This is a genomic window from Streptomyces sp. S4.7, from assembly GCF_010384365.1.
In the GTDB taxonomy this organism is placed as follows: Bacteria; Actinomycetota; Actinomycetes; order Streptomycetales; family Streptomycetaceae; genus Streptomyces.
Genome location: NZ_CP048397.1, coordinates 5787694 through 5813092, shown reverse-complemented (window position 1 = coordinate 5813092; position 25399 = coordinate 5787694). Strand labels below are relative to the sequence as shown.

The window sequence follows — 25399 nt, the reverse complement described above, 5'->3', positions numbered from 1 at the left end:
TCGCGCGGCCGAACGGCCCGCAGGCCGTGTGCCGCGCGACCCGGTGGGATCCCTGTCTAGACGCCCGCGCCGAGCACGGAGTTGACCCGCTGCGGGTCACCGCACACGACGAGCAGCGCGACGGCCCGCTCCCGCGCCGTGGGCAGGACACGCGCGACGGCGCTGTCGTCACCACCGTTGAGCGCGACGACGACCACGGGCCGCGCCTTGGCGCGGTCCACGGCCGAGGCGTCCGCGAAGAACACGTCCTCGCCCGTGTCGTGCTGGTCCCAGTAGGACACGGCGCCGAAGGACAGTTCGTGCGTGGCCCACGGGTGCTGTTCGCCGGTGGTGAGCACGAGGATGTCGCCGGGCGCGCGACCGGAGTCGAGCAGCAGGTCGACGGCTTCCTCGGCCGCGTCCAGCGCGCCGTCCACCGAGGCGGGGATCAGCTGGACCTGGGGGACGGAACGGGTCTCCTGCGGGACGGCGGCGGGCCGTTCGGCGGGGACCTGCGAGGGCTCCGGCGGTGCGGGCCTCGCGGGACCGCGGCCCGGATGCCCGGGACGTGGTGTGGCCGCGGACCGCGGCCCGGGAACGGGACGCGGGCCGGGTACGGGACGGGGGGTCGGCGCGGTGCGGCCGGTGGCCGGAGTGGCGCGGGGACCCTGGGCGCTCTCGTGAATCTGAGGCTCCTCGGGAGTGAGAGGCATGGGTGGATGTCTATCAAACGCCGGCGCGCAAGTCACCGGCGGGTGGGCACATCTGTGCCCATACGTTGCGCTTGCCGAGTACGGCCGGGGCGGTGCACGGGCCGTATCCGTCAGAAACCGGACAGGCCGGTCACGTCAGGTCGTGCGGGTCAGAAGTCGAAGCCGAGCTGGCCCTCGCTCTCCAGTAGCTCCGCCTGGGCGGGGATACGGATCTTCTTGAGATGGCGCCACCGGGGCAGCCCGTCGAGATAGGACCACGAGAGCCGGTGGTGCGAGGTCGGCCCCCGTTCCGCCAGCGCCGCCTTGTGCACCGGCGAGGGATATCCGGCGTTGTCGTGGAAGGCGAAGCCGTCGCATTCCTCGGACGTGGCGCCCAGTTCGGCCATCATGGCGTCCCTGCGCACCTTGGCGAGCACCGACGCGGCGGCCACCGAGACGCACGAGATGTCGCCTTTGATGACCGTCCGGACCTGCCAGGGCTTGCCGAGGTAGTCGTGCTTGCCGTCGAGGATGACGGCGTCGGGCCGCACCGGCAGCGCGTCCAGGGCGCGTTCGGCGGCGAGTCGCAGGGCCGCGGTCATCCCGTGGTCGTCGATCTCCTCCGGCGAGGCGTGCCCTATGGCGTGCGAGGTCACCCACGACTCGAGCTCCAGCGCCATGTCGGCACGGCGTTTGGGAGTGATCAGCTTGGAGTCGGTGAGCCCGACGGGGGCCCGGCGCAGACCGGTGACGGCCGCGCAGACCGTCACCGGTCCCGCCCACGCTCCGCGTCCGACCTCGTCGACACCAGCGATGATCCTGGCACCGGTGGTGGCGCGGAGCGATCGCTCCACTGCGTGGGTGGGTGGTTCGTACGGCATGGCGTCATCCAGGTTACGCCGCCGCTTTCCCGCGCGACACCCCGGGTTCCCCGGCCGTACGCGACCGCCCGAGCCGCCCGCCCGGCACCCGGCGCCGCACGCCCCCAACACGCCCTCGGCGCCCGGTTGCAGGACGACCTGCGACGCCCGGGACCGTGGCGTCAGTCGGACGACGACCGGAGCAGCGGCAGCATCACGTCGTCGATGAGCCGCGCGAGCTCCTCGTCGGGCCACTGACTGCCACAGACCTTCGACCGGTACATCAGCACCGCCGGGATGACGTCGGAGACCATCGAGCCGGTGGCGTCGGGCCGTACGTCACCTCGCCGGATACCGCGGCGCACAACCTCCCCGAACAGATTGGCCGACGGTTCGATCACACCGTTCGTGATCAGCGCCTGGAAACGCTCGGAGGCCGACTGGTCGCATTCGTGCAGCACCGCGCGGAGCGCGAACCCGGGCCGGGAGTACATGGCGTCCCGGACCAGCCGGGTCAACTCGTAGAGATCGTCGCGGATTCCGCCCAGATCGGGGGCGTCTTCCAGTGGAGGGAGCCCCGCCGCCAGCGCGTCGGCGACGAGATCCTCCTTGGAAGGCCACCGCCGGTAGACCGCGGCCTTGCCCGTCTGGGCCCCCGCGGCGACGCCCTCCATCGTCAGGCCGGCCCAGCCGACCGTACTCAACTGCTCCAACGCGGCGTCGAGAATCGCGCGTTCCAGCACTGGACCTCGACGTCGCGGCACCACCGTCCGCGACCGAGCGGTGGCCGCCGAGCGTGAAGTAACCATCAGGCATGTCTCCATGAGGCAAAGATTCAGACGGCAGCTTCAGTGAACGGTTGCGTTCACTGACGGGGACTCACTACCGTGGACGACACAGTGAACGCTCGCGTTCACTAATTCACTTGGGGGACTCTCGTAGTGACAACCTCTCAACTCGAAGCGGAACGCGAGCCGGGTGCGGCCCGCCGGGAGGGACGGCCCGGGATCGCGCTGGCCGTCATCGCAGCCTGTCAGCTCATGGTCGTGCTCGACGCGACCATTGTGAACATCGCGCTCCCGCACATCCAGGATGCGCTCAGTTTCTCCACCACGGACCTCTCCTGGGTCCTGAGCGCCTACACACTCACCTTCGGCGGCCTGCTGCTCCTCGGTGGCCGCGCGGGCGACATCCTCGGCCGGCGCCGCGTCTTCATGGCCGGCATCCTGCTCTTCACCCTCGCCTCGCTCCTCGGCGGTTTCGCCCAGGAACCCTGGCAGCTCCTCGCCGCCCGCGCGATCCAGGGGATCGGCGGTGCCATCGCCTCACCCACCGCGCTCGCGCTCATCACCACGACGTTCCCCGAGGGGCCGGCCCGCAACAGGGCCTTCGGAGTCTTCGCCGCCGTCTCGGCGGGCGGCGGCGCCCTCGGCCTGCTGGCCGGCGGGATGCTCACCGAATGGCTCGACTGGCGCTGGGTGTTCTTCGTCAACGTACCGATCGGCGTGCTGATCGCCGTCCTGACCCCGATGTACATCACCGAGTCGAAGCGCCACCCCGGCCGCTTCGACATCTCCGGCGCCGCGACGTCCACGCTCGGCATGGCCTCGCTCGTCTACGGATTCATCCGGGCCTCGGAGGAAGGCTGGCGCGACTCGCTCACGATCGGCTCCTTCACCGCGGCCGTCGTCCTGCTCGCCGCCTTCGGCGTCGTCGAGTCGCGGGCGAAGGAACCGATCACGCCGCTCAGGATGTTCGCCGACCGGAACAGGTCGGGCACCTACGTCATCATGCTGAGCCTGGCCGCCGCCATGTTCGGGATGTTCTTCTTCATCGTGCTGTTCGTGCAGAACGTGCTCGACTACAGCCCGATCCGGTCCGGCCTCGCGTTCCTGCCGGTGACCCTCGCGATCGGCCTGGGCGCGGCCCTGTCGCAGCGGCTGCTGCCGGTGCTCGGCCCGAAGCCGTTCATGGTCGTCGGCGCGACCATCACGGGTCTGGGTCTCTTCTGGCAGACGCTGATCACTCCGGACAGCTCGTATCTGAGCGGCGTGCTCGGACCGATGGTGCTGTTCGGCTTCGGCATGGGGCTCAACTTCGTGACCCTGACGCTGACGGCGGTCTCCGGGGTCGGGCAGCACGAGGCGGGCGCCGCGTCGGGTCTGCTCAACGCGAGCCAGCAGGTGGGCGGTTCACTGGGGCTGTCCATCCTGGTCACGGTCTTCGGTACGGCGAGCCGCGACGAGGCCGGGAAGCAGTTGCCGTCCTTCATGGCGGAGGCGTCCCCGGCGGAGAAGGCGCAGTTCGCCGCGACCCACGAACTGCCGGGACGCTGGGGCCACGAAGTGCTGACGCAGGGCATCTCGACCGCGTTCACGGCCGCCGTGGGCATGGTGGTCCTCGCGCTGCTCACGGCGACGCTGGTGGTGCGCGTACGCAAGAGCGACCTGGAGGCGCTCAGCGGCAAGGCGGGCACGGCGGGGCCGGTGGCGTAGACACGTACGGGACATCCCCCGGGGGAGGACGTCCCGTCCGTAGGAGGCGGAGGCGGCGGGCCGGGGAGTGGGCCCACAGGGGGCCGTCGACGCGTCCTGCGGGCGAGGGGCCCTCTCAGAGGCCGTCGCCGGTGCCCCCGCTGTCGTACGAGTCGCGCCCGCCGCCCGAATCGTTGGGCCGGCTCATCGTCGAGCACGCCTCCCACCGAGGATCGATCGGCCGCTCGTCGAGGATCTCCCTGGCCCGCGACTCACCCCAACTGGTCGCGTACCACGGCTCGTCCGCGCCGCCCAGATCCCGCTCGATGCCCTCCAGCGCACAGGAACGCAAGGGCTCGGGGAGCGTGTCGAGCGCCGGTACGGCGTCGGCGGAGAGCTGCTGGAAGTAGTTGATGTCGATCTTGTCGGAGGTCCGGTAACGCTCGACGTTCCGCTCGGCGACGAGCGCGTCCGGCGAGATCAGACCGAAGACCAGGACGCCCGCCGCACCGCTGACCGCGACGGCGCGCGGCAGCCAGCGTCCGCCGAAGGCGCCCGCGGCCATGATCAGGACGATCACGAGTCCGAGCCACAGCTCCATCGCCGCCACCGAGACGCGCAGCCGCGTCAGACCGTACGCGTCGACGTACAGGTCCATGCGGCGCAGCGCGGACGCGACGACGACCAGTGTGAGGACGCACAGGACGCCGAGCACGGCGTTCACGAGCGTGTGGTCACGGGCGCCGTCGCGCGGTGCCCAGCGGCGCGCGAGACCGATCACCAGCAGGGTGAGGAGGGTGGCGCCGAGCAGTTGCCAGAAGCCCTGTGTGGCGTACTCGGAGTAGGTGAGGCCGGTCTCGCTCAGGACCTTGTCGTAGCCGCCGAACAGCACGGTCAGCTGCACGGCGATGAAGACGGCGAACAGCAGGTTGAGCACGATCAGCGGCAGCGCCCACTCGGCCAGGCCGCGCGGAGCCCCCTGCTTCACGGTGATGCGGTCCCAGCGCAGCGGCGCCGCGGCCGTGTGCGCGGCGGCGAGCGCCCCGACGACGCCGACCACGAACAGCAGCGTGCGCCACGGTCCGTCGGCGACCGAGACGTCGGGTGTCAGACCGCCGAGCAGATCGGCGAAGGCGGCGTCGGCGCTCGCGAAGAGCGCGCCGAAGACGATCAGCAGTACGACGGCGACCGCCGCCGTACGGAGGACGGGTGCCCACCGGCCGCGCGAGCCCTCGGCGCGCTCGCGTACGCCCCGGACGCCCCAGAAGAGACCCGTGCCGAGCGAGCCGAACAGCCCGAGCGGGCCGAGGACGACACCGAGCCAGGTACGGCAGCCGTGCAGGGCGAGCGAACCGAGCCCCAGCGCCGACGCCACGGCGAGAAACGTCGGCCACCCGGCGTCGCGCAGGGCGGGGACGGAGAGCAGCGCGACGCCGCCGACGGCCCAGACCAGGGTCCACGGACGCGGTCGCCGTCCGGCCTCCCGCGCGGCGAAGTACGCGGCGAGGGCGGCGGGCACGGTGACGATCAGGAGGTTGAGTCCGAGCCCGTCGCCGAGCAGCAGCGCGCTGAGCAGACCGGTGACGGCGACGCACCACAGGGTGGCGACACGGATGGGGGCGGGCTCGTCGGAGCTTATCTCGCCGATCCAGACGGGAGGTTCGTGCGGGGCCGGCTGCCACTGCTGCCAGTTGGCCGGCTGCGTCGGGTGAGCCGGACGCTGCTGCGGGCGGCGTCCGGTGTGCGTCGGCGCGGCCCGGGTCGGCGACGCCGTACCGGCGCGCGCCGGGGCTCCCGTGTGCGCCGGCACGCGGCGCGGGTGCGGCACCGCGTCCCGTACGTCCTCATCCGGAGCGGCTTCGCGCGGCTGCGACGTCTCCGGTGACTCCCCCGGCCGCTGCGACCGCGGCCCCTGCTGGCTCCGCTCGCCCCGCTTCTGCCGTGGCTCCCGCTCGCGCGACGGAGCTGACTCCGGTTCCCCGGCCGATGCCGGTTCCGGCGTCCCACTCGAATTCGACGATGTGTCTGACACTGGCCCCCCTCACCGCCCGGTGCCATGCGCACGGCGACAGGGCGGCGCGCGGATCCCGGGCTCACGTAGGCGCACGCCCGTCGATGATCAACGCGGCGGCATGGGCCGAGGCTAGCGTCAGGCGGTGGAGCCGCCACTTCCGGAGCGAGTCTGTGGCGGGACCGTGACAGTAGAAGAAGGAGCGCCTCCTACAGAGGTCTCTCGTTCGGACGGCGCTCGTTCGTCCTCTTCAGGAAGCGACGCGCTCAGTGCGGTCCGGCCGGCAGCCAGTCGGGCAGCGCTTCCGTCTGCTCCAGCCACCGCGCCGGTGGTGCGCCGGCACTTACCGAAGCCACCACTCCCCCGACGATGGCGCAGTTGGTGTCGACGTCCCCGCCCACCTGCGCCGTGGTCCAGAAGGCCCGCTCGAAGTCGCCGAGCGAACGCGCCGCCGACCAGAGGGCGAACGGGACGGTGTCGTGCGCCGTCGTGCGACGGCCGCTGCCGAGCACCGCCGCGACCGTCGCCGCGTCGTCGTAGTCGAGCATGTCCCGCGCCCGGCGCAGTCCGGCCCCCACGGCGCTGCGGGGCACGAGCGCGACGACGCCGTCGAGCAGGTCCTTCGGCGCGGGCGGTCCGGCGGGGCCGGCGGTGATGGCGGCCGCCGCGGCCACCGCCATGGCGCCCGCCACGGCCTCGCGGTGCTGGTGCGTCGTGTACGCGGAGATCTCCGCCTGGTGCGTGGCCTGCTCGGGGTCGTCGGCGTACCAGGCGCCGAGCGGTGCGATGCGCATGGCGGCGCCGTTGCCCCAGGAGCCCTGTCCGTTGAAGAGTCCGGAGGCCAGTTCCCGCCAGTCGCCGCCCTCCCTGATCAGCCGCAGCATGCGGTTCACGGCGGGGCCGTAACCGCGGTCGAAGTCGTGGTGCGCGGCGAAGGAGCGGGCGAGCGCGTCCTGGTCGACGCGTCCGTGCTCGGCGAGGACGGCCAGGACCGAGGTGGCCATCTCGGCGTCGTCCGTCCACTGCCACGGGCCGGGCGGCAGTTCGCGCCGCTTCAGCAGCGGATAGTTCACGGGGACGAAGAACTGTGAGCCGAGGGCGTCCCCGACGGACAGCCCGCGCAGGCTGGCCAGGGCGCGCCGGAAGCGGGCGTCCGGCGGTGGCAGGTCGGACGGGTTCGGGTCGGACGGAGGGGGTGTGTTGTCAGCGGTCATCGCTTCTTCACTCTAACCGGTGATCCCGTACGGCTCGGGGGTCCGCCAGCGCTCGAACGGCCGGTCCAGCGTGTACCGCCCGTCCTCGCCGAGCAGCAGCGTCCGTGACTCCCCGTTGCCCGGATTGGACAGCGACTCGAACTCGGCGACGGACCAGTGGAACCAGCGCATACAGAAGAGGCGCATGGTCAGCCCGTGGGTGATCAGCAGCACGTTCGCGGGATGGTCGGACGCCTCGAAGCTGCGGTGCAGGCTCTCCAGGAAGGCGCCGACGCGGTCGTACACGTCCGCACCGGACTCGCCCTGCGCGAAGCGGTAGAAGAAGTGCCCGTAGGCGTCGCGGTACGCCTTCTGGAGCCGTACGTCCTCGCGGTCCTGCCAGTTGCCCCAGTCCTGTTCACGCAGCCGGGGCTCCTCGCGCACCCGGACCCGTTCCGGGTCGAGGCCGAAGGCGCGGAAGGTCTCGTGGGTGCGGCGGTACGGCGACACGTACACGCTGACCCGCTCGCGGCCGAACACCTCGCGCAGCCGCGCACCGGTCTCCTCGGCCTGGCGCCATCCGCTCTCGGTGAGCCCCAGGGCATGGTCGGGCTCACGCTCGTACACGGTGTCGTCGGCGTTGCCCTCCGACTCGCCGTGCCGGACTAGGACGATGCGTCGCGGTCTCACCATGGGTCGACCCTAGATCGCGCGACCACGGACGGGGCGGCGGCCCCCGCCACACGTGTCACACCTGCCCCTGCTGTCACACCGTCCAGGTGGGTTCGAGCGCGACGACGTCGCCCGCCAGGGCCGCCACGTCCGCGGCGGTCTGCGCGCGCAGCGTCAGCCGCTCCACGCGCTCGATCCGGTACTTGCCGTGCTCGGCCGCCGACTGCCACATCGACAGCACCAGGAACTCGTTGCCCGGCGCGTCCCCGAACACCCCGCGCACCATCCCCGGCGAGCCGGCCATCGCCGGATTCCACACCTTCTCCTGCATCAGCGCGAAGTGCTCGACCCGGTCCTCACGCACCTTGCAGTGCGCGATCCGGACCACGTCCGCGTCCGTGAACTTCGGCTCGAAACCCGTCTTCACATCGAAGCGGTAGTCGAAGAGCTTGGCCTGGGAGTCCCGGAAGGTGCCCGACTGCGCGGCGGCCAGCCGGTCGTGGGAGCGCGCCATGAAGGAGTCGTAGAAGGCCCGGCTCTCCCAGAAGGCGAAGACGTGCGCCACACCCGGCCGCACCCTGCTCCACCCCCCGCCCTGCCCCCGGAATCCCGGCTCACCGAGCAGCCCCGCCCATTTCCGCTGCCCCCGTTCGAAACCACGTCGGTCCGTCACCGTGCAGCGAATCCACTTGACCAGCACCGCGCCATCGTACGGGGCCGGACGTGGCCCAGGTCACGCTCCGACCGACCCGGCCCGAGCCGCACAATGATCCACATGACAGCCCTGCACACCAACCCGCTCTTCACCCGTCTGGAGTCCGCCGAGAGCGTGCTGGTGGCCGGCGCGGGCGGCGGATTCGACATCTACGCGGGGCTGCCGTTGACCCTGTCCCTTCTCCACCAGGGCAAGCGGGTCCAGCTCGCGAACCTCTCGTCCAGCGCGGTCGAGGGGCTGCCGCCGGAGAACCGGCTCGCCCCCGACGTCGCCGCCGTCACAGCGGACTCGGCCCCGCACCAGGCGTACTTCCCCGAACGCACGCTCGCCCAGTGGCTGGCCCTGCACCGCTGTCCGAGCACCGTGCACGCGTTCAGCCGCGTCGGCGTGCAGCCGCTGCGCGCCGCCTACCGGGCGTTGGTCGAGAGGTACGAGATCGACGCCGTGGTACTGGTCGACGGTGGCACGGACATCCTCATGCGCGGCGACGAGTCGGGCCTCGGGACGCCCGAGGAGGATCTGACCAGCGTCGCCGCGCTGGCCGGGATCGACGTGCCCGAGCGGCTGATCGTCTCGGTGGGCTTCGGGGTCGACGCGTACCACGGGGTGAGCCACGGGCTCGTACTGGAGAACATCGCCGCGCTCGAACGGGACGGCGCGTATCTCGGAGCCTTCTCGGTGCCCCGTTCGACACGGGAGGGCGCGCTGTTCGTCGACGCGGTGGCCCACGCGCAGGAGTGCACACCGGACCACCCGAGCATCGTGAACGGGTCGATAGCCGCGGCGGTGCAGGGCTCTTTCGGGGACGTCCAGTTCACTTCCCGCACCCGGGGCAGCGAACTGTTCGTCAATCCGCTGATGTCGCTCTGTTTCGCCTTCGAACTGGAGGGTGTCGCGCGCCGTTGCCTCTATCTCGACCGTATCGAGAACACGCATCTGATCCGGCAGGTGAGCAGCGCCATCGAGCTCTTCCGTGAGGAGGTCCGCACGAGGGCGCCGCGCCGGATACCGCACTGAGACGGGGCGGGGAGACCTGGTGGCAGCCCTTGATGGCGAGTCGTGGCCAAGTGGCTTCAACTGACCCGTACGGGGGGTGTGTTGTCGGTCTCGCGGACTAGCCTTGTATTCGGAGTTGTCGGACGTACGGAGGGATGACCGGTGAGCAGCAGTCTCAACAGAGGCGTCGAAAAAGTTGAGGTCACCCTCAAATGGGACCCGAGCCCGCTGGGCCGGCCACCGCACGACCTGGACATCGTGGCCGCGACCTACACCGCGGAGACGCCGAGCGACAGGCCGGCCTATCTGGTGCACTTCGACAGCCGCTCACCGGACGGCACGATCATCCTGGAGAGGGAGAGCCGCACGGGCCAGGGATTCGGCTCCGACGAGGTGATGACCCTGGAGCTCGACCGACTGAGTTCGGACTATGTCCGCGTGATCGTGGGGGTCGCCATCCAGCAACGCGAGGACCGCCGGACGTTCGGCGACATATCGGGCCCGTCCATCCGCGTCGTCGAGGGCCTGGCCGAGCTGACGACGAGCGACTTCGCCGAGGTCGCCGCGGCCACGGCGGCGACGATCGCGGAGTTCTCCAGGAACGAGTCGGGCACATGGGACTTCCGTCCGTCGGTCCGCGGCTTCGACGCCGACCCCCAGGAGTTCACGGAACAGATGGGCACGGTGTGACGACGGCGCCGAGCTCCGGCTGAGGATCTCTCACGGGCCGGCGGGGCTCCCGGCCCCGGGGGCGCCGGCACGGCAAGAGGGGCGTCAGCACACGGCCGACGCCCCTCTGATCAGGCACTACCGCTCACGCGGAGCGGCGCCCGGGATCAGCTGCAGCCGCTCGTCGACCCGCAGCCCTCGCAGATGTAGCAGGACCCGGCCCGCTGCATCTTCGTACCGCAAGAGAAGCAGAGCGGGGCGTCGGCGCTGATGCCGAGTTGCATCTCGACCAGCTCCGCCGAGGTGTGCGCCTGCTTGGGAGCGGGTGCCTCCGACACGGGTGATGTCGCGGTCGGGCTCACCGACTTGAGCGGCTCCACCTGGCGCGGAGCGGACTGCGCCAGATTCTCCACGTCCATGCCGTTCTCGTCCTCCAGGGACGGCTCGTAGGAGCCGGTCTCCAGATGACGCTGACGCTCGTCGGCCGAGTGGATACCGAGGGCCGAACGCGTCTCGAACGGAAGGAAGTCGAGCGCGAGGCGCCGGAAGATGTAGTCCACGATCGACTGCGCGAGGCGCACGTCCGGGTCGTCCGTCATACCGGCCGGCTCGAAGCGCATGTTGGTGAACTTCGAGACGTACGTCTCCAGCGGGACGCCGTACTGAAGTCCCACCGACACCGCGATCGAGAAGGCGTCCATCATGCCCGCCAGGGTCGACCCCTGCTTGGACATCTTCAGGAAGACCTCGCCGAGCCCGTCGTCCGGGTAGGAGTTCGCCGTCATGTAGCCCTCGGCGCCGCCCACCGTGAAGGACGTGGTGATGCCGGGGCGGCCCTTGGGCAGGCGCATCCGGACCGGGCGGTACTCGACGACCTTCTCCACCGCCTGGCGGATCGTCTCCTCGGCCTTCTCGGCGACCTGCTCCTTCTTCTTCGCGGAGAGCGGCTGCCCGACCTTGCAGTTGTCGCGGTAGATGGCCAGCGCCTTGACGCCGAGCTTCCACGCCTTGAAGTAGACCTCTTCGACGTCCTCGACGGTCGCCGTCTCCGGCAGGTTGACCGTCTTGGAGAGCGCGCCGGAGATCCACGGCTGGATCGCCGCCATCATCCGGACGTGGCCCATGGCGGAGATGGAACGCTCACCCATCGCGCAGTCGAAGACCGGGTAGTGCTCGGGCTTCAGTCCGGGCGCGTCGATCACGTTGCCGTTCTCGGCGATGTGGGCGACGACCGCCTCGATCTGCTCCTCCTGGTAGCCCAGGCGGCGCAGGGCCTGCGGCACCGTGCCGTTGACGATCTGCATCGAGCCGCCGCCGACCAGCTTCTTGAACTTGACCAGCGCGAGGTCGGGTTCGAGGCCCGTGGTGTCGCAGGACATCGCCAGACCGATGGTGCCGGTGGGCGCGATGACCGAGGCCTGCGCGTTGCGGAAGCCGTTCTTCGCGCCGAGACGCACGACGTCCTGCCAGGCCTCCGTGGCGGCGGCCCAGATCGGGCTGTCCAGGTCGTCGACGTGCACGGCCGCGCCGTTGGCGTCCGCGTGCTGCTTCATGACCCGCTGGTGCGGCTCGGCGTTGCGGGCGTAGCCGTCGTACGGGCCGACGACCGCGGCCAGTTCGGCGGAGCGCTTGTACGAGGTGCTCGTCATCAGCGAGGTGATGGCGCCGGCCAGCGCGCGACCGCCGTCACTGTCGTACGCGTGACCCGTGGCCATCAGCAGGGCGCCCAGGTTGGCGTAGCCGATGCCGAGCTGGCGGAAGGCGCGGGTGTTCTCGCCGATCTTCTGCGTGGGGAAGTCGGCGAAGCAGATGGAGATGTCCATCGCCGTGATGACCAGTTCGACGACCTTGGAGAAACGCTCGATCTCGAAGGACTGGTTTCCCTTGTCGTCGTCCTTGAGGAACTTCATGAGGTTCAGCGAGGCGAGATTGCACGACGTGTTGTCGAGGTGCATGTACTCGCTGCACGGGTTAGAGCCGTTGATCCGGCCGGATTCCGGGCAGGTGTGCCACTGGTTGATCGTGTCGTCGTACTGAATGCCGGGGTCGGCACACGCCCACGCGGCCTCGGCCATCTTACGGAAGAGGGACTTCGCCTCGACCTCTTCGATGACGTCGCCGGTCATCCGGGCGCGCAGCCCGAACTTGCCGCCGGTCTCGACGGCTTTCATGAACTCGTCGTTCACACGGACCGAGTTGTTGGCGTTCTGGTACTGGACGGACGTGATGTCGTCGCCGCCCAGATCCATGTCGAAGCCCGCGTCACGCAGGGCGCGGATCTTCTCCTCCTCCTTCACCTTGGTCTCGATGAAGTTCTCGATGTCGGGGTGGTCGACGTCGAGGATGACCATCTTGGCCGCACGGCGCGTGGCGCCGCCGGACTTGATCGTCCCGGCGGAGGCGTCGGCACCGCGCATGAAGGAGACGGGCCCCGAGGCGTTGCCGCCCGAGGAGAGGAGCTCCTTGGAAGAACGGATCCGCGAGAGGTTCAGGCCGGCGCCGGAGCCGCCCTTGAAGATCATGCCCTCTTCCTTGTACCAGTCGAGGATCGACTCCATGGAGTCGTCGACGGCCAGGATGAAGCAGGCCGAGACCTGCTGGGGCTGGGGCGTACCCACGTTGAACCAGACCGGCGAGTTGAAGCTGAAGATCTGGTGCAGGAGGGCGTACGCCAGCTCGTGCTCGAAGATCTCCGCGTCCGCGGGTGAGGTGAAGTAGCCGTTCTCCTCGCCCGACTTGCGGTACGTCTTCACGATGCGGTCGATGAGCTGCCTGAGGCTCGTCTCACGCTGCGGCGTGCCGACAGCCCCGCGGAAGTACTTGCTGGTGACGATGTTGACCGCGTTCACCGACCAGAAGCCGGGGAACTCGACGCCACGCTGGTCGAAGTTGACCGAGCCGTCGCGCCAATTGGTCATGACGACGTCCCGGCGCTCCCAGACCACCTCGTCGTACGGATGCACGCCGGGGGTCGTGTGGATTCGCTCGATACGCAGGCCCTTGCCGGTCTTGGCTCCCTTGCCGCGGGAACCCCGTGCCGTCGGACCGCTCGCCGTCTCTGTCATGCCGCCTCCCATGTACAGGCGAAAACGCCCTGATGTGCCACGTTCTTCCCATGGCACAGTGATGTGTCCAAGGCCATGGGCGCCGCTCGGGCGCTCGTGGCCGGTCTGGTCGCCGCCGGGCGCCGATCGACAGTGATCGGTCGCTGAGCTGTCGCGATAGGTCGGTGACCGATCGATGACCGATCGGTCGTCACCGACCGAGATGTCGGTGCCGGTGACCGTGCCGCTGCCGGTGTCCGGTCAGTCGGCAGCGGTGACGGGCTCGGGGACCTCGGGGGTCGCGCCCGGCCCGCCTTCCTCTGCGGGAGGCCGCGTGCGGAGCTCCGCCACGGCGGCCTCGAAGTCTTCGGGCGAGTCGAACGCCCTGTATACGGATGCGAAGCGCAGGTACGCGACGAGGTCGAGCTCCTGCAAGGGGCCGAGTATGGCCAGCCCTACGTCGTGGGTGGTCAGCTCGGCGCTGCCGGTGGCGCGCAGCGCCTCCTCGACCCGCTGGCCGAGTTGGGCGAGAGCGTCCTCGGTGACCGGCCGTCCCTGGCATGCCTTGCGGACACCGGAGATGACTTTTGTACGGCTGAAAGGTTCCGTGACTCCGCTGCGCTTGATCACCATCAGCGAGGCGGTCTCCACCGTCGTGAAACGGCGGGAGCAGTCGGGGCACTGACGGCGGCGCCGGATGGACGTCCCGTCGTCGGTGGTGCGGCTGTCGACGACACGGCTGTCGGGGTGCCTGCAGAAGGGACAGTGCATGGCTTCCGACCCTCCTTCACAGCACGACTGAGAAGCCTCGACAGGGCCCTGGTCGGGCCGTACGAAGCGGTCTCCAGCATAGGCGATGACCTCCGGCGGGAAAGACCCGGGACCACTACTTCTGGGCGACTGAGCCAATCCAACCACTACATGTAGGGCTCGCGCACGCTTCGGAGCGGTTCAGCGTGTCGCGGCGGACGACGGATCGACCGCCGTACGGCGCCCGGCGCGAGGAGGCTCGGCACGAGAGTACGGGAGCCCGGAGGGTCCCGTGATCCGGGGCCGCCCGATGAGACACTGGACGCCGCCGGCCCGCCGGAACGGCGGTGGGGATTTCCGCAATGAGCCGTGTGCGGCTCGTAGACGAGCCATGGACGACCCGTGCGGAGGGGCGCCGAATACCTGCCACATACACCCCTGATATTGCTCCGTCAGCACTTCCGGGGATTTTCACTCGAACGTGTGTTTGGCGCAACCTTTCGAAAGCAACTACCGTTGTCCAGCTAGGGAGAACATTTCGAGAGGGGCCGACGTGACCACCACCGCAGACAGCGCCACCATTACCGCCCAGGACCGCTCCCAGAGCCGACTCGAGCCGGTGCATCCCATGAATGACGCAGCCACGAATCCGGAGGGCGTAAAGCCCACTCGCTCGCTGCCCGGCCGACCTCCCGGAATCAGGGCGGACAGCTCCGGTCTCACGGACCGGCAGCGGCGGGTCATCGAAGTCATCCGCGACTCCGTGCAACGACGGGGATATCCGCCGTCGATGCGCGAGATCGGTCAGGCCGTCGGCCTGTCCAGCACATCTTCCGTCGCCCATCAGTTGATGGCTCTGGAGCGCAAGGGATTCCTGCGCAGGGATCCGCACCGGCCGAGGGCCTACGAGGTCCGGGGCTCCGACCAGCCCAGCACCCAGCAGACGGACACGACCGGCAAGCCCGCCGCGTCGTACGTACCGTTGATCGGCCGGATCGCGGCCGGCGGGCCGATCCTCGCCGAGGAATCCGTCGAGGACGTGTTCCCGCTGCCGCGCCAACTGGTCGGTGACGGCGAGCTGTTCGTCCTCAAGGTCGTCGGAGACTCGATGATCGAAGCGGCGATCTGCGACGGCGACTGGGTGACGGTCCGCCGTCAGCCCGTGGCCGAGAACGGCGACATCGTGGCCGCGATGCTGGACGGTGAGGCCACCGTGAAGCGCTTCCGGCGCGAGGACGGCCATGTGTGGCTGCTCCCGCACAACGCGGCGTACCAGCCGATTCCCGGCGACGACGCGACAATCCTCGGCAAGGTTGTGGCGGTCCTGCGGCGGGTGTGAGGGCTCGCCGGCTCAGGCCGGCCCCGGGACCCACTGCGCCGGTCCCGGGGCCTCGCTGTGCCCACAGCGGGCGGCCCCAGGGGGTCGGCCCGCGCCGGTCCTCGCGACGACCGACCGGACCGGACCCCGACCGGCCCGCCGTCGAGTGCCCCACCGGCTCGGCTACCGGCCCTCCGCCTTGGCCCGCGCGTCGATCGCGGCCAACGAGCGTCGCGCCTGGTTACGGTCCGTGGTGTACCAGAAATCGGGCATCGAGGCCCGCAGATAGCTGCCGTACCGCGCGTTCGCCAGCCGGGGGTCCAGTACGGCCACGACACCGCGGTCCCCCGAGGCACGCACCAGCCGGCCGGCGCCCTGAGCCATCAGCAGGGCGGCGTGTGTGGCCGCCACGGCCATGAACCCGTTGCCACCGGCCTCCTCGACCGCCTTCTGGCGCGCGCTCATCAGTGGATCGTCGGGGCGCGGGAACGGAATCCGGTCCATCACCACCAGCTGTGAACTCGGTCCGGGGACGTCCACGCCCTGCCAGAGCGAGAGCGTGCCGAACAGACACGTCGCGGGGTCGTCGGCGAATGCTTTGATCAACTCGCCGAGGGTCTCCTCCCCTTGCAGCAGGATCGGCGTGTCGAGTCGGCCGCGCAGCTCCTCGGCGGCGGCCTGCGCGCCGCGCATCGAGGAGAACAGTCCGAGCGTACGGCCGCCCGCGGCCTCGACCAGCTCCGCGAGCTCGTCCATCATGTCGCCGCGCGAACCCTCCCGTCCGGGCGGGGAGAGATGCCGCGCGACATAGAGGATTCCCTGCTTGGGGTAGTCGAAGGGCGAACCGACGTCGATGCCCTTCCACTGCGGGACGTCCTCGCCCTCCGTCCCCTCCGGGGCCAGTCCCAGCGACGCGCCGACGCCGTTGAAGTCGCCGCCGAGCTTGAGCGTGGCGGAGGTCAGGACCACCGAGCGCTCGTTGAAGAGCTTCTCCCTCAGCAGGCCCGACACGGAGAGCGGAGCGACCCGCAGCGACGCGCCGAAGCGGTCGTGGCGCTCGTACCAGACCACGTCCCACTCGCTGCCGTTGGCGATCCGCTCGGCGACGCTGTGGACGGACTCGACGGCCGCGAGGGCCTGCTTGCGTACGGCGTCCTCGTCCTGGACGGACTTGTCGCGCGTGGCCCCGATGGCCGAGATCACCGTGCGCGCGGCGTCACGCAGGGCCATCAGCGCGTAGCCGAGGTCCTCGGGGATCTCTTCGATGCGGCCGGGGAGCGCCAGCTCCATCAGCCGCTCGAAGGTCTCGGAGGCCGTCTGGAGCGAGTCCGCGGCCTTCTCGTCGACCAGCTTGGCCGCCCGGCGCACCGCGCGGTTGACCTGGCCGGGGGTCAGCTCACCGGTGGCGACACCGGTCACCCGCGACACCAGTTCATGGGCCTCGTCGACGATCAGCACCTCGTGCTGCGGGACGACGGGCGCGCCCTCGATGGCGTCGATGGCCAGCAGCGCGTGGTTGGTGATCACGACGTCGGCGAGCTTGGCCCGCTCACGCGCCATCTCCGCGAAGCACTCGGCGCCGTAGGCACACTTCGTCGCGCCCAGGCACTCACGGGACGACACGGAGATCTGCGCCCACGCGCGGTCGGAGACCCCCGGCGTGAGGTTGTCGCGGTCGCCGGTCTCCGTCTCGTCCGCCCAGTCCCGCATCCTCAGCAGGTCCTTGCCGAGTTTGCTGGTGGGCGCCGCCGCCTCGAACTGGTCGAAGAGGCCGTCCTCCTCTTCCTGCGGCACGCCTTCGTTGAGGCGGTGCAGACAGAGGTAGTTGGAACGGCCCTTGAGCATGGCGTACTCGGGCCGGCGCCCCAGCAGGGGGCTCAGCGCGTCGACCGTGCGCGGGAGGTCACGCTCCACGAGCTGCCGTTGCAGGGCCAGGGTCGCGGTGGCCACCACGACGCGCTCGCCGTGCGCCAGCGCCGGGACCAGATAGCCGAGTGACTTTCCGGTGCCGGTGCCGGCCTGCACGAGCAGATGGGAGTTGTCGTCGATGACCTCCGCGACGGCCTCGGCCATGGTGACCTGACCTGGCCGTTCCGCACCGCCGACAGCGGTGACGGCGGCATGGAGGAGCTCGGAGAGAGATGGCTTCGTCATAGCCCGACCACCCTACGGCTCACCACTGACAACGGTGGTCACGTCCCGCTTCCACCGTCCGCCGGCGGGGCGAGCGGATTGGGCACCGTCCCGTGCACGGCGGCGTGCGGGCGGTCCGCGCGGTCGCGGTATCCGTCCAGATGCAGCCGGTTGCGGTTGAGACAGAGCCGCGCGATACGGGGCGTGAGCAGGTCGAACGTCTCGTAGCGGTCCTTGAGTTCGGGGAAGCGGGCCTGGTGGCGCAGGATCTCGGCCCGTAAGAGTGACCAGAACGTCCGCTCGGGGACGTCCAGTTGTTCCTGGCACAGCGGTGCGAGGAAGCGGAAGACGCCGACGAAGAGCCCGGAGTGGATGAACTGTGTCAGGAAGGACGGCTCCTCCGTGAGGAGGGTGTCCCTGACCTCCTGGGGCATCCCCTCGTGCTCCGGCAGCGGCCGGGCGCTGACGTTCACGTCGTCCACGAAGTCCTTGATCGCGAGGCGGACGGGGACGTCCCGCTCGTCGAAGACGACGACCGCGTTCTCCCCGTGCGGTGAGAAGACGGTGCCGTAGCGGTAGAGGAAGCGCAGCAGTGGCGGCAGGAGGGCGGCGAAGAGCCTGCGGAGCCAGACTTCGGCCGGGAGCCCGGACCGCTCCACGAGCTCGGCGGTGAAGGCCCGGCCGCTGGGATCGGTGTGCAGGAGCGAGGCGAGGGTCCGCGCGCGTTCGCCGGGGGCGAGTCTGGCCGGGAGCGGTTCACGCCAGATCGCGCCGAGGAGTTCCTTGTACTGGTACGGGACCTCGGGAAGGTGGTCGTAGAGCGGGTGGGTCACCGTCACCGACGCCACTTCCCCGAGGAGGATCACTCCGCACTCGTCGCGGAGGAAGGGGTCCGACTCGTACAGGCCGCGCATCCAGGCGGTGACGGCCGGGGCGGCCAGCGTGCGTTCGGTGGGCAGACCGCGCCAGACAAGGGTGTTGAGGATGGACAGCGGGAGTTTCACCGTGTGCCGGTCCGGCCGGGTGGTGTTGAGGAACGTACGGATGGACTGCTGCGGCAGTCTGCTGTCGCCGTCGGTGGGCAGCGGGACGATCGCGCCCGCGGCGATCTCGGCGGCGTAGAGCGGCAGGATCACCTCGTCCCACTGCCAGGGGTGCACGGGGAGGTAGAGGTACGCGTCCGGGTCCAGGCCCCGGGAGCGGAGCGCGGAGGCGAAGCCGTCGCGGGTCGCGGGGTCGAGTTCGCAGCCGTAGAGCCGGCCGGGAGAGGCGAGGGAGGGGACGCCCCGGTAGGTGGCGAGGGTGGTGCTGACCGCTATCCACGGGAGTGGGGAGGGGGCACGTGACTCGGGTGCCCAGCGGGTCGCGTCGGTGGCGGAGAGACCTATGCGGCCCTTGTTGAGTATGAGCCAGGGGTGGCCGGTCTGGTGGCCTTCGAGATCGGCGTAGTCGAGGTCGGCGAGTTCGGCGGCGGTGAGGGCGGTGCCGTCGATCCTGGTGTCGGCGACGAGGGTGGCGTTCAGTTCGTGGACGAGGTGGCCGAGGGTGGCGCCGTCGATCGCGAGGAGGCGGCGCGCGAGGACGAGGAAGCGAAGGGGGTCGCGGAAGGGCTGTCCGGCGAGCTCGACGGAGTCCGGGTCGACGCGCCAGCTGCCGTAGGCGCCGCGGTGGGCGGTGAAGGTGAGGGGCGTGCCGTCGTCGAGCGGGAGTGTGTAGCCGACGGGTGCTCGGCCGTTGGCGGTGGCGGGCCGTGCGAGGGGCTCGATGATCTCCTCGTACGCGAATTCACCGAGGAGTTTCGCGAGGAGGCGGGTGGCGGCCGCTGCCCAGAGCCGCTGGGTCAGCTCCGGCGGGGTGAAGAGGGGGGCGGGGGCGGGAGGTTCGCCCGGGGCGCCGGTGCTGGTGCCGTCGCCTGGCTCTTCGGCCGTGGGGCCGCTGGTGCTGGGGTTACCGGTAGTGGTGGCGGAGGCGCGTGTGTTCGGGGATGTCGGCACGGGGACTCCTCGGGACGGAACCGATGTGGATCGTGCGGTGTGTGGAAAGCAGCGGGTCGTTCACGGCAGGTCTCGCAGGGCTCGTTCGCGGATCATGAGGGCGGCTCGTTTGCCGGGGAGGTCGATCTCCGCGGAGAAGCGGAAGCCGGCGCTGAGGAAGGCGGAGACGGAGGGGGTGTTGCGCAGGTCCGGTTCGGCGACGACCCGGCCGCAGTGCGGCCGGTGGTCGAGGACGAGGTTGGAGACGGCTCTCAGGAGCGTGGTGCCGACACCGCGGCCGCGGTCGGCCACGCCACCGATGAGGAGATGGAGGCCGGTGTCATGAGGACGGGCGGGGTAATGACGGGCAAGAGCGTCGAGATCGGCGCGGTAGAGCTCCCAATAGCTCATGGGGACGCCGTCGAGTACACCCAGGCAGGGGACGCTGCGTCCGTCGCCGCGCAGTTGGGTGCGCAGATGGGTGGCGGTGACGGCTTCGGGGCCGGCCAGCTCCCAGAAGGCGGCGACGGCGGGGTCGTTCATCCAGCGGCTGATGAGGGTCAGATCGCGCTCCAGCCGTACGGGGACGAGCCGGAAGACACCGATGGACGTGCCGGCCGCGCCCCACCCGGCGGGGGAATCGAGCAGGCGGGACCCGCGGGCGCGGTCCGGCGACGCTGTGTCGGCCGCCTCGGCCGCCGCCGGCCCACCGTCTCCGAGCAGAGCGACGACGTCGTCGCTCAGCCGCAGGTCGAGGGTGTCCTCGGCGCCCCCGACGAGGTGCGGTCCGGGGCCGGCCCCGGTGTCGGTGGTCGCGTCGCTGGGAGGCACGGTGGCGGGCTCCTCTCGGCAGTCCGGACGGGCGGGTGCGGTCAATGGCGAAGGGGGTTGGTGATGGTGACGTAGACGGACTGGGTGTCGACCGGGCCCACGAGTTCGTCCAGGCCGTGGAGCCGGGTGAGGAGGTTGGCCTTGCAGCGCAGGGTGGTCGCCTCCAGGAGTTGGCCGGGGAGGGGTGAGCCGAGGGTCGCGGCGCGGGCGAGGAACTGACGGAAGGCGGCGATGAGTACGCGTTCGTCGGCGAGCCGCTGGGAGCCGAACGCCCCGATCAGACCGAGGACGTTGTTGATGCCGAGGTAGTAGGCGAAGCGCTCGTCGGTGACGTCGTCGGGTACGAAGGTTTCGCTGACCCTGCCGATGTCGGGGAGGCGGCGGTCGAGCGCCTCGCGGTGGGATTGGCGGAAGTAGTAGCCCTGGTTGTCCCGGTAGCGTCCACCCACCGGCCAGCCGTCGGGGTCGAGGATCACCAGAGTGTTCTGCTGGTGGGCTTCCAGGGCGACGCCCGCCGTGGCGTCGAGCCAGAGCACGGGGCGTACGACGTGATCGAGGTAGCGCAGGAACCACTCCGCGGCGACGGCGCCGCTGGGCCGGCCCGTGCGGGCGACGAGAGCGGCCACGATGTCGGCGAGGCGCGAGTGCACAAGGGGGCGGCCGGGCCAGGGGCGCGGGGTGACGAGTCCCGCGACGCAGACGGCGTCGTTGTCGGCGCGGAACGGGTTGTGGCGCAGCATCACGTCGAGACCGGCGACCGGTTCGCCGTCGGGGGTGTCGACGGCGAGCCAGGCGGGGTCGCGCACGATGTCGAAGCCGGGATGCGCGGCGCGCAACTGCTGAGCGAGACCGCCGCGCAGCAGCCGATGGACCTCGACGCCGCGGTGGAGCTCCTTACGGAGGTTCTCGCGCCGGGAGTTGGTGATGCGTACGCCGAGGGACAGCTTGAGCATGGCGGGTGCGCCGGTCCGGTGCACCGTGCGGACCGAGGAGGTGGGATACCAGTGGTCGCCGTGCGGGCCGAGGTCGTGGAGCAGACCGGCGTCGAGGAGCGCGCGTACGGCGGGACCGTGCGTCAACTCGCGTGCCTGCCACGGGTGCAGAGGCAGCGGGACGGTGTGGTCGGGGAGTGTCAGGTCTCCCGCCAGTCGGGTGGTGAGCTGCTCGGCGTGGACGACACGGCCCTGCTCGGTCCAGGCCGAGTCGGTGGCGAGCACGGACCGGTCGACGGCCAGCCAGTGGAGAGGGAAGGAGCCGCGCAATTCGGGTGAGAAGCGGCGGTGTTCGGTGTCGGAGAGCCCTTCGCGGCTCTTGGGTGTGGGGTGGAGGGGGTGGCCGAGAATGAGCGACTGTTCGGCGGTGAGGAAGAGGTCGGCGCCCACGGGAGCGGGGGCTCTGCGTCGGTCGGCGAGGAAATCTGCGGTGCGGTGGGCGGAGTCGGCGACCCTGGCGACCAGTTCGGCGCCCTGGCCGCGACCGGACTCGCGGTTGAGGAGCGCGGCCACGGTGACGGCGTCGGCCGCCGGGGTGTGCGGCCCCGCGCACTCCAGAAGGGGCGGGCCGAAGCGGTGCCAGCCGGTCGCCGACCAGTAGCGCACGGGGACGAGCAGGGCGGTGCCGCTCGCGTCGAGCGGGATCCTGAGGGTGTTCCCGTCCGGCCGGGGGGTGTTGCACTCGCGGACCCAGCAGCGCAGCAGGTTCTCCACGGACGCGGCGTCGGCGGCCTTCCACGGGTCCGGGTCGTCGAGAGGGTCCGGCTGATCGCCCGCCACCGCGTCCGCGGCCCGGGACGCGGCGGGGGTGCCCGCCGTACGGGGTGCGGCGTCCGCCCCCGCGCCCGGGGGCACTTGGCGGGGCACGGTGGTCGTGTCGGTCGGGGCCGGTCCGGCCGTCGCGAGGGCGTGCGCAGTGACCGGTCCGGGGCTCTGAGCGGCGGGACGGGCGATGATCTCGGGTGCGTCGGGAGTAGGAGTGGAGGTGGTTTTCACGGGAGGACTTCCTGGTGAGGGGCCGGGTCGGTGCGCCGGTGCGGTCGGCGTCGGGTGGTCTTTCCGGCGTCCGTTCCGACGGTCCTCGCGGCGGCGGTTCCCGGACCGGGGGAAGGGGCGCCGTCAGGTGCGACCAGCGGCACCGGCGGAGGGAGTTCGGTCAGGGCCACGGCTGTCGGTCCTCCCGTGGGAACGGATGCATCACGCGTCGACGCGGCGGGCCGAGCGCCGCGGCGCATGCGGTGAACGCCGGCGTCGAATCCCCCGTAGGTACCAACGACGGCAAGCGCCTGGGATCACGGCCGACCGGAAGATCCTTCGTCGGCGGAACCACGGCCCTGCCGTCCGCCGTCCCCAACGGCACCGGCATAGTGGGGCCGACTTCCGGCCCCGGTCACCACGGCCGGGCCAGTCGGTCCGGTTGGATCCGGTTGATCCGTCAGTTCAGAACAGTTCCGAAGTCCCAGGGGGATCCCGACATGCGAGCCATTCGCCCACCGTCCACCACTCGCCGAGGGACAGGCACGCGGCGAACCTCTCCCGCCGTCGTGGTCGCCTCCCTCGCCGCGGCGCTCGCATTGACGGCCACCGCTTGCGGGCCCACCGAGGAGACGAACGCGGGCGACAAGCCGAGCGATTCGTCGACCGAGTCCTCCGGCGACAAGATCACCATTCCCGCCGACCTCCAGGACCGCCTCAAGGAGCGCGGAATCGATCTGGACAAGTGGAAGGACGGCGAATGGAAGAACTGGGACAAGGACAAGTGGCTCCGTGAGGCACGGGACTACGTCAACCCGATCATCGAGGGCCTCTGGGACCCGGACCGGATGCGGGACGCCGAAGAGCCCGACAAGCCGGTCGAGGAGGAGGACATCTCCGGCGACGCGGGTGTCACCGACCCGACTCCGCAGCCGGTGGAGGCGACGCCGGTGAACGCGCCGTACGACGGTAGCGTGCCCGAGGCGGGGAAGCTCTTCTTCGACGGCCCCGAGGGCTCGTTGGTCTGCTCGGCGACGGTGGTGAAGGACCCCGCCAACCCCGGCAAGTCCAACATGGTGTGGACGGCGGGCCACTGCGTGCACGCGGGCAAGAGCGGCGGCTGGTACCGGAACATCGCCTTCGTGCCCTCGTACAACAACAGCGACCTGCCGATCTCCGAGTTGGAGAGCGCCGCCAAGGAGGAGATCGCCCCGCACGGCATCTGGTGGGGCGAGTGGGCGCAGACCTCCGAGGAGTGGATCTCCGAGGGGGCGGCGACGGGTGGTCTGGGCGCCCCGTTCGACTTCGCGGTGATCCATGTGACCCCCGAGAAGGGCGGTGACGGCAAGTCGCTGGAGGAGACCGTCGGCGCCGCGCTGCCGGTCGACTTCAACGCACCGGCCACGCCGGAGATCGATTCGATGAAGGCGACCGGCTACCCGGCTGCGCCGCCGTTCGACGGCCAGAAGCTCTTCCAGTGCGGCGACAAGCCGGGTCGGCTGTCCATCAACGCGCAGGACCCGACGATGCACCGCATAGGTTGCACGATGACCGGCGGTTCGTCCGGCGGCGGCTGGGTCGCCACCGGCCAGGACGGCCGGCCCGCCCTGGTGTCGAACACCTCGATAGGCCCGGTGACGGCCGGCTGGCTCGCGGGCCCGCGTCTCGGTGACGAGGCCAAGGGCATCTACGAGGCGGTCAGCAAGAAGTACGCCGGCCGGTAGAACACTGACCGGTGGGCGGTCCGCCGTGCCCTCGGGCACGGCGGACCGCACTCCACGCCCACGGTCCACGCCCCTGCTCGGCGATCCCGGAAGGGGCGGCATAGAGTTCGGTCACCGCAAGGTGGTCCGCCTGAGGGCCACCTTTTTGCGTGACACGCTCATGGCAAGTGAATCAAGTTCTCAGGGGGAACGTTTTTCATGCGATCGATACGTCCATTGCTGGCCGCCACCAGCCTCGTCGCGGCCCTCGCGATGACGGCGACGGCCTGCGGCGGTGGAGGCGAGGACAAGGCGGCGGACAAGCCCGCCGCCTCAACTCCCGCCGCCGGCGAGGCAGGCAGCGAGATACCCGCGGATCTGGCCGACCGGCTCAAGGAGCACGGTCTCGACCCGGAGAAGTGGAAGGACGGTGAGTGGAAGAACTGGGAGAAGGACAAGTGGCTGCGCAGCGCCAAGGACTTCGTCAACCCGGTCATCGAGAACCTGTGGAAGCCCGAGCGGATGAAGACGGCGAAGTCGCCGACCAAGACCCTCGCCGCCGGTGACGTCTCCGGCGACCAGGACGTCACCGACCCCGAGCCGCGACCGGTCCAGGCCGAGCCGGAGAAGACGCCGTACACCGACCACGCGGCGCCCGTCGGCAAGGTCTTCTTCGACTCACCCGAGGGCTCGATGGTCTGCTCGGCCACCGTGATCAAGGACCCGAAGAACCCCGGCAAGTCCAACCTGGTGTGGACCGCGGGGCACTGCGTGCACGCGGGCGCGGGCGGCGGCTGGTACCGGAACATCATGTTCGTCCCCGCCTACAACAACACGGGCAAGTCCTCCGCCGATCTGCAGAACGCGCAGCCGCAGGAGATCGCCCCGTACGGGCAGTACTGGGCCGACTGGGTCGCCACCTCCAACGAGTGGATCAGCGACGGTGGCCCGACCGGCGGCGACGGCGCGGCGTACGACTACTCGGTCATGCACGTCACCCCGGAGAACGGCGGCAAGTCGCTGGAGGAGACGGTCGGCGCCGCGCTCGACGTCGACTTCGACGCCCCCGAGGCGAGCAGCATCGGCAGCCTGGGCGCGTGGGGTTACCCCGCGGCCCCGCCGTACGACGGGCTGATCATGCACAAGTGCGTCGACAACGCCGGCAGGCTGTCGATCGCCGCCGGTACGCCCACGATGTGGCGCATCGGCTGCTCCATGACCGGCGGGTCCTCCGGCGGCGGCTGGTTCGCGGCCGGACCCGACGGCAAGTCGGTACTGGTCTCCAACACCTCGATCGGCCCGGTCACTTCGGGCTGGCTGGCCGGTCCCCGGCTCGGCGAGGGTGCCGAGCAGCTCTACACGATGATGAGTGACAAGTTCGCGGGCGAGTAGACGCCCGGAGCCCGCACGGCAAAAGGC

19 protein-coding genes are annotated in these 25399 nt (G+C 70.4%); 6 read left to right on the top strand and 13 right to left on the bottom strand.

Translation table 11 applies throughout. The annotated features are described in order from the left end of the window. Nucleotides 1-56: 56 nt before the first annotated feature. The 3 genes from SSPS47_RS25920 to SSPS47_RS25910 form a co-directional block, all read right to left on the bottom strand. Nucleotides 57-692: a hypothetical protein gene (locus SSPS47_RS25920; protein ID WP_147878160.1), complete on the bottom strand. Its 636-nt coding sequence runs from the start codon at nt 690-692 to the stop codon at nt 57-59. Nucleotides 693-841: 149 nt separating this feature from the next. After that, nucleotides 842-1552 (bottom strand): ribonuclease HII, encoded by a 711-nt coding sequence (locus SSPS47_RS25915; protein ID WP_164253069.1) that lies wholly within the window; start codon nt 1550-1552, stop codon nt 842-844. Nucleotides 1553-1713: 161 nt separating this feature from the next. Further along, a complete protein-coding gene (locus SSPS47_RS25910; protein ID WP_164253068.1) occupies nt 1714-2340 on the bottom strand; it encodes a TetR/AcrR family transcriptional regulator in 627 nt (208 codons plus the stop codon). Nucleotides 2341-2472: 132 nt separating this feature from the next. On the opposite strand from SSPS47_RS25910, the gene SSPS47_RS25905 reads away from it, so the two are divergent. Then, a complete protein-coding gene (locus SSPS47_RS25905) occupies nt 2473-4026 on the top strand; it encodes an MFS transporter (RefSeq protein ID WP_164253067.1) in 1554 nt (517 codons plus the stop codon). 115 nt (nt 4027-4141) lie between these two features. Here the strand turns inward: SSPS47_RS25905 and SSPS47_RS25900 are convergent, their stop codons facing one another. The 4 genes from SSPS47_RS25900 to SSPS47_RS25885 all read right to left on the bottom strand — a co-directional run bounded on the left by SSPS47_RS25900 (nt 4142) and on the right by SSPS47_RS25885 (nt 8581). Next, entirely contained in the window at nt 4142-5815 is a 1674-nt protein-coding gene (locus SSPS47_RS25900; RefSeq protein WP_239065047.1) for a DUF4173 domain-containing protein, read from the bottom strand. A 467-nt stretch (nt 5816-6282) separates the two neighbouring features. Next, on the bottom strand, nt 6283-7230 hold the full coding sequence (locus SSPS47_RS25895; protein ID WP_164253065.1) for an ADP-ribosylglycohydrolase family protein: 948 nt from the start codon (nt 7228-7230) through the stop codon (nt 6283-6285). A 12-nt stretch (nt 7231-7242) separates the two neighbouring features. Next, a complete protein-coding gene (locus SSPS47_RS25890) occupies nt 7243-7902 on the bottom strand; it encodes a histidine phosphatase family protein (protein ID WP_164253064.1) in 660 nt (219 codons plus the stop codon). Nucleotides 7903-7975: 73 nt separating this feature from the next. Continuing rightward, complete coding sequence (locus SSPS47_RS25885; protein ID WP_164253063.1) at nt 7976-8581, bottom strand: YdbC family protein; 606 nt, start codon at nt 8579-8581, stop codon at nt 7976-7978. 75 nt (nt 8582-8656) lie between these two features. Between SSPS47_RS25885 and SSPS47_RS25880 the strand changes: the two genes are divergently transcribed. Together SSPS47_RS25880 and SSPS47_RS25875 are read left to right on the top strand one after the other, a co-directional pair. After that, entirely contained in the window at nt 8657-9613 is a 957-nt protein-coding gene (locus SSPS47_RS25880) for a DUF1152 domain-containing protein (RefSeq protein WP_164253062.1), read from the top strand. A 141-nt stretch (nt 9614-9754) separates the two neighbouring features. Beyond that, on the top strand, nt 9755-10282 hold the full coding sequence (locus tag SSPS47_RS25875; RefSeq protein ID WP_164253061.1) for a TerD family protein: 528 nt from the start codon (nt 9755-9757) through the stop codon (nt 10280-10282). A 146-nt stretch (nt 10283-10428) separates the two neighbouring features. Here SSPS47_RS25875 and SSPS47_RS25870 read toward each other — a convergent pair whose 3' ends face one another. Beyond that, nucleotides 10429-13326: a vitamin B12-dependent ribonucleotide reductase gene (locus tag SSPS47_RS25870; protein ID WP_164253060.1), complete on the bottom strand. Its 2898-nt coding sequence runs from the start codon at nt 13324-13326 to the stop codon at nt 10429-10431. A gap of 240 nt (nt 13327-13566) precedes the next feature. After that, entirely contained in the window at nt 13567-14076 is a 510-nt protein-coding gene (gene nrdR / locus SSPS47_RS25865; RefSeq protein ID WP_164253059.1) for a transcriptional regulator NrdR, read from the bottom strand. 532 nt (nt 14077-14608) lie between these two features. Between nrdR and lexA the strand changes: the two genes are divergently transcribed. Further along, nucleotides 14609-15394: a transcriptional repressor LexA gene (gene lexA / locus SSPS47_RS25860; RefSeq protein ID WP_147878172.1), complete on the top strand. Its 786-nt coding sequence runs from the start codon at nt 14609-14611 to the stop codon at nt 15392-15394. 162 nt (nt 15395-15556) lie between these two features. Here the strand turns inward: lexA and SSPS47_RS25855 are convergent, their stop codons facing one another. From SSPS47_RS25855 to SSPS47_RS25840, 4 genes are all read right to left on the bottom strand, one after another. Next, complete coding sequence (locus SSPS47_RS25855; protein WP_164253058.1) at nt 15557-17527, bottom strand: ATP-dependent DNA helicase; 1971 nt, start codon at nt 17525-17527, stop codon at nt 15557-15559. Nucleotides 17528-17565: 38 nt separating this feature from the next. Next, the gene (locus SSPS47_RS25850; protein ID WP_164255009.1) at nt 17566-19350 is read right to left on the bottom strand and encodes an IucA/IucC family siderophore biosynthesis protein; all 1785 of its coding nucleotides are present in this window, start codon (nt 19348-19350) and stop codon (nt 17566-17568) included. A gap of 210 nt (nt 19351-19560) precedes the next feature. Further along, the gene (locus SSPS47_RS25845; protein WP_164253057.1) at nt 19561-20310 is read right to left on the bottom strand and encodes a GNAT family N-acetyltransferase; all 750 of its coding nucleotides are present in this window, start codon (nt 20308-20310) and stop codon (nt 19561-19563) included. Nucleotides 20311-20351: 41 nt separating this feature from the next. Then, nucleotides 20352-22298, bottom strand: a complete 1947-nt coding sequence (locus SSPS47_RS25840) for an IucA/IucC family protein (protein ID WP_239065046.1) — start codon at nt 22296-22298, stop codon at nt 20352-20354. A 479-nt stretch (nt 22299-22777) separates the two neighbouring features. Here SSPS47_RS25840 and SSPS47_RS25835 point away from each other — a divergent pair, with 479 nt between their 5' ends. Together SSPS47_RS25835 and SSPS47_RS25830 are read left to right on the top strand one after the other, a co-directional pair. Further along, entirely contained in the window at nt 22778-24001 is a 1224-nt protein-coding gene (locus SSPS47_RS25835) for a hypothetical protein (protein WP_203557928.1), read from the top strand. A gap of 198 nt (nt 24002-24199) precedes the next feature. Continuing rightward, a complete protein-coding gene (locus SSPS47_RS25830) occupies nt 24200-25372 on the top strand; it encodes a hypothetical protein (RefSeq protein ID WP_164253055.1) in 1173 nt (390 codons plus the stop codon). Nucleotides 25373-25399: the final 27 nt, after the last annotated feature.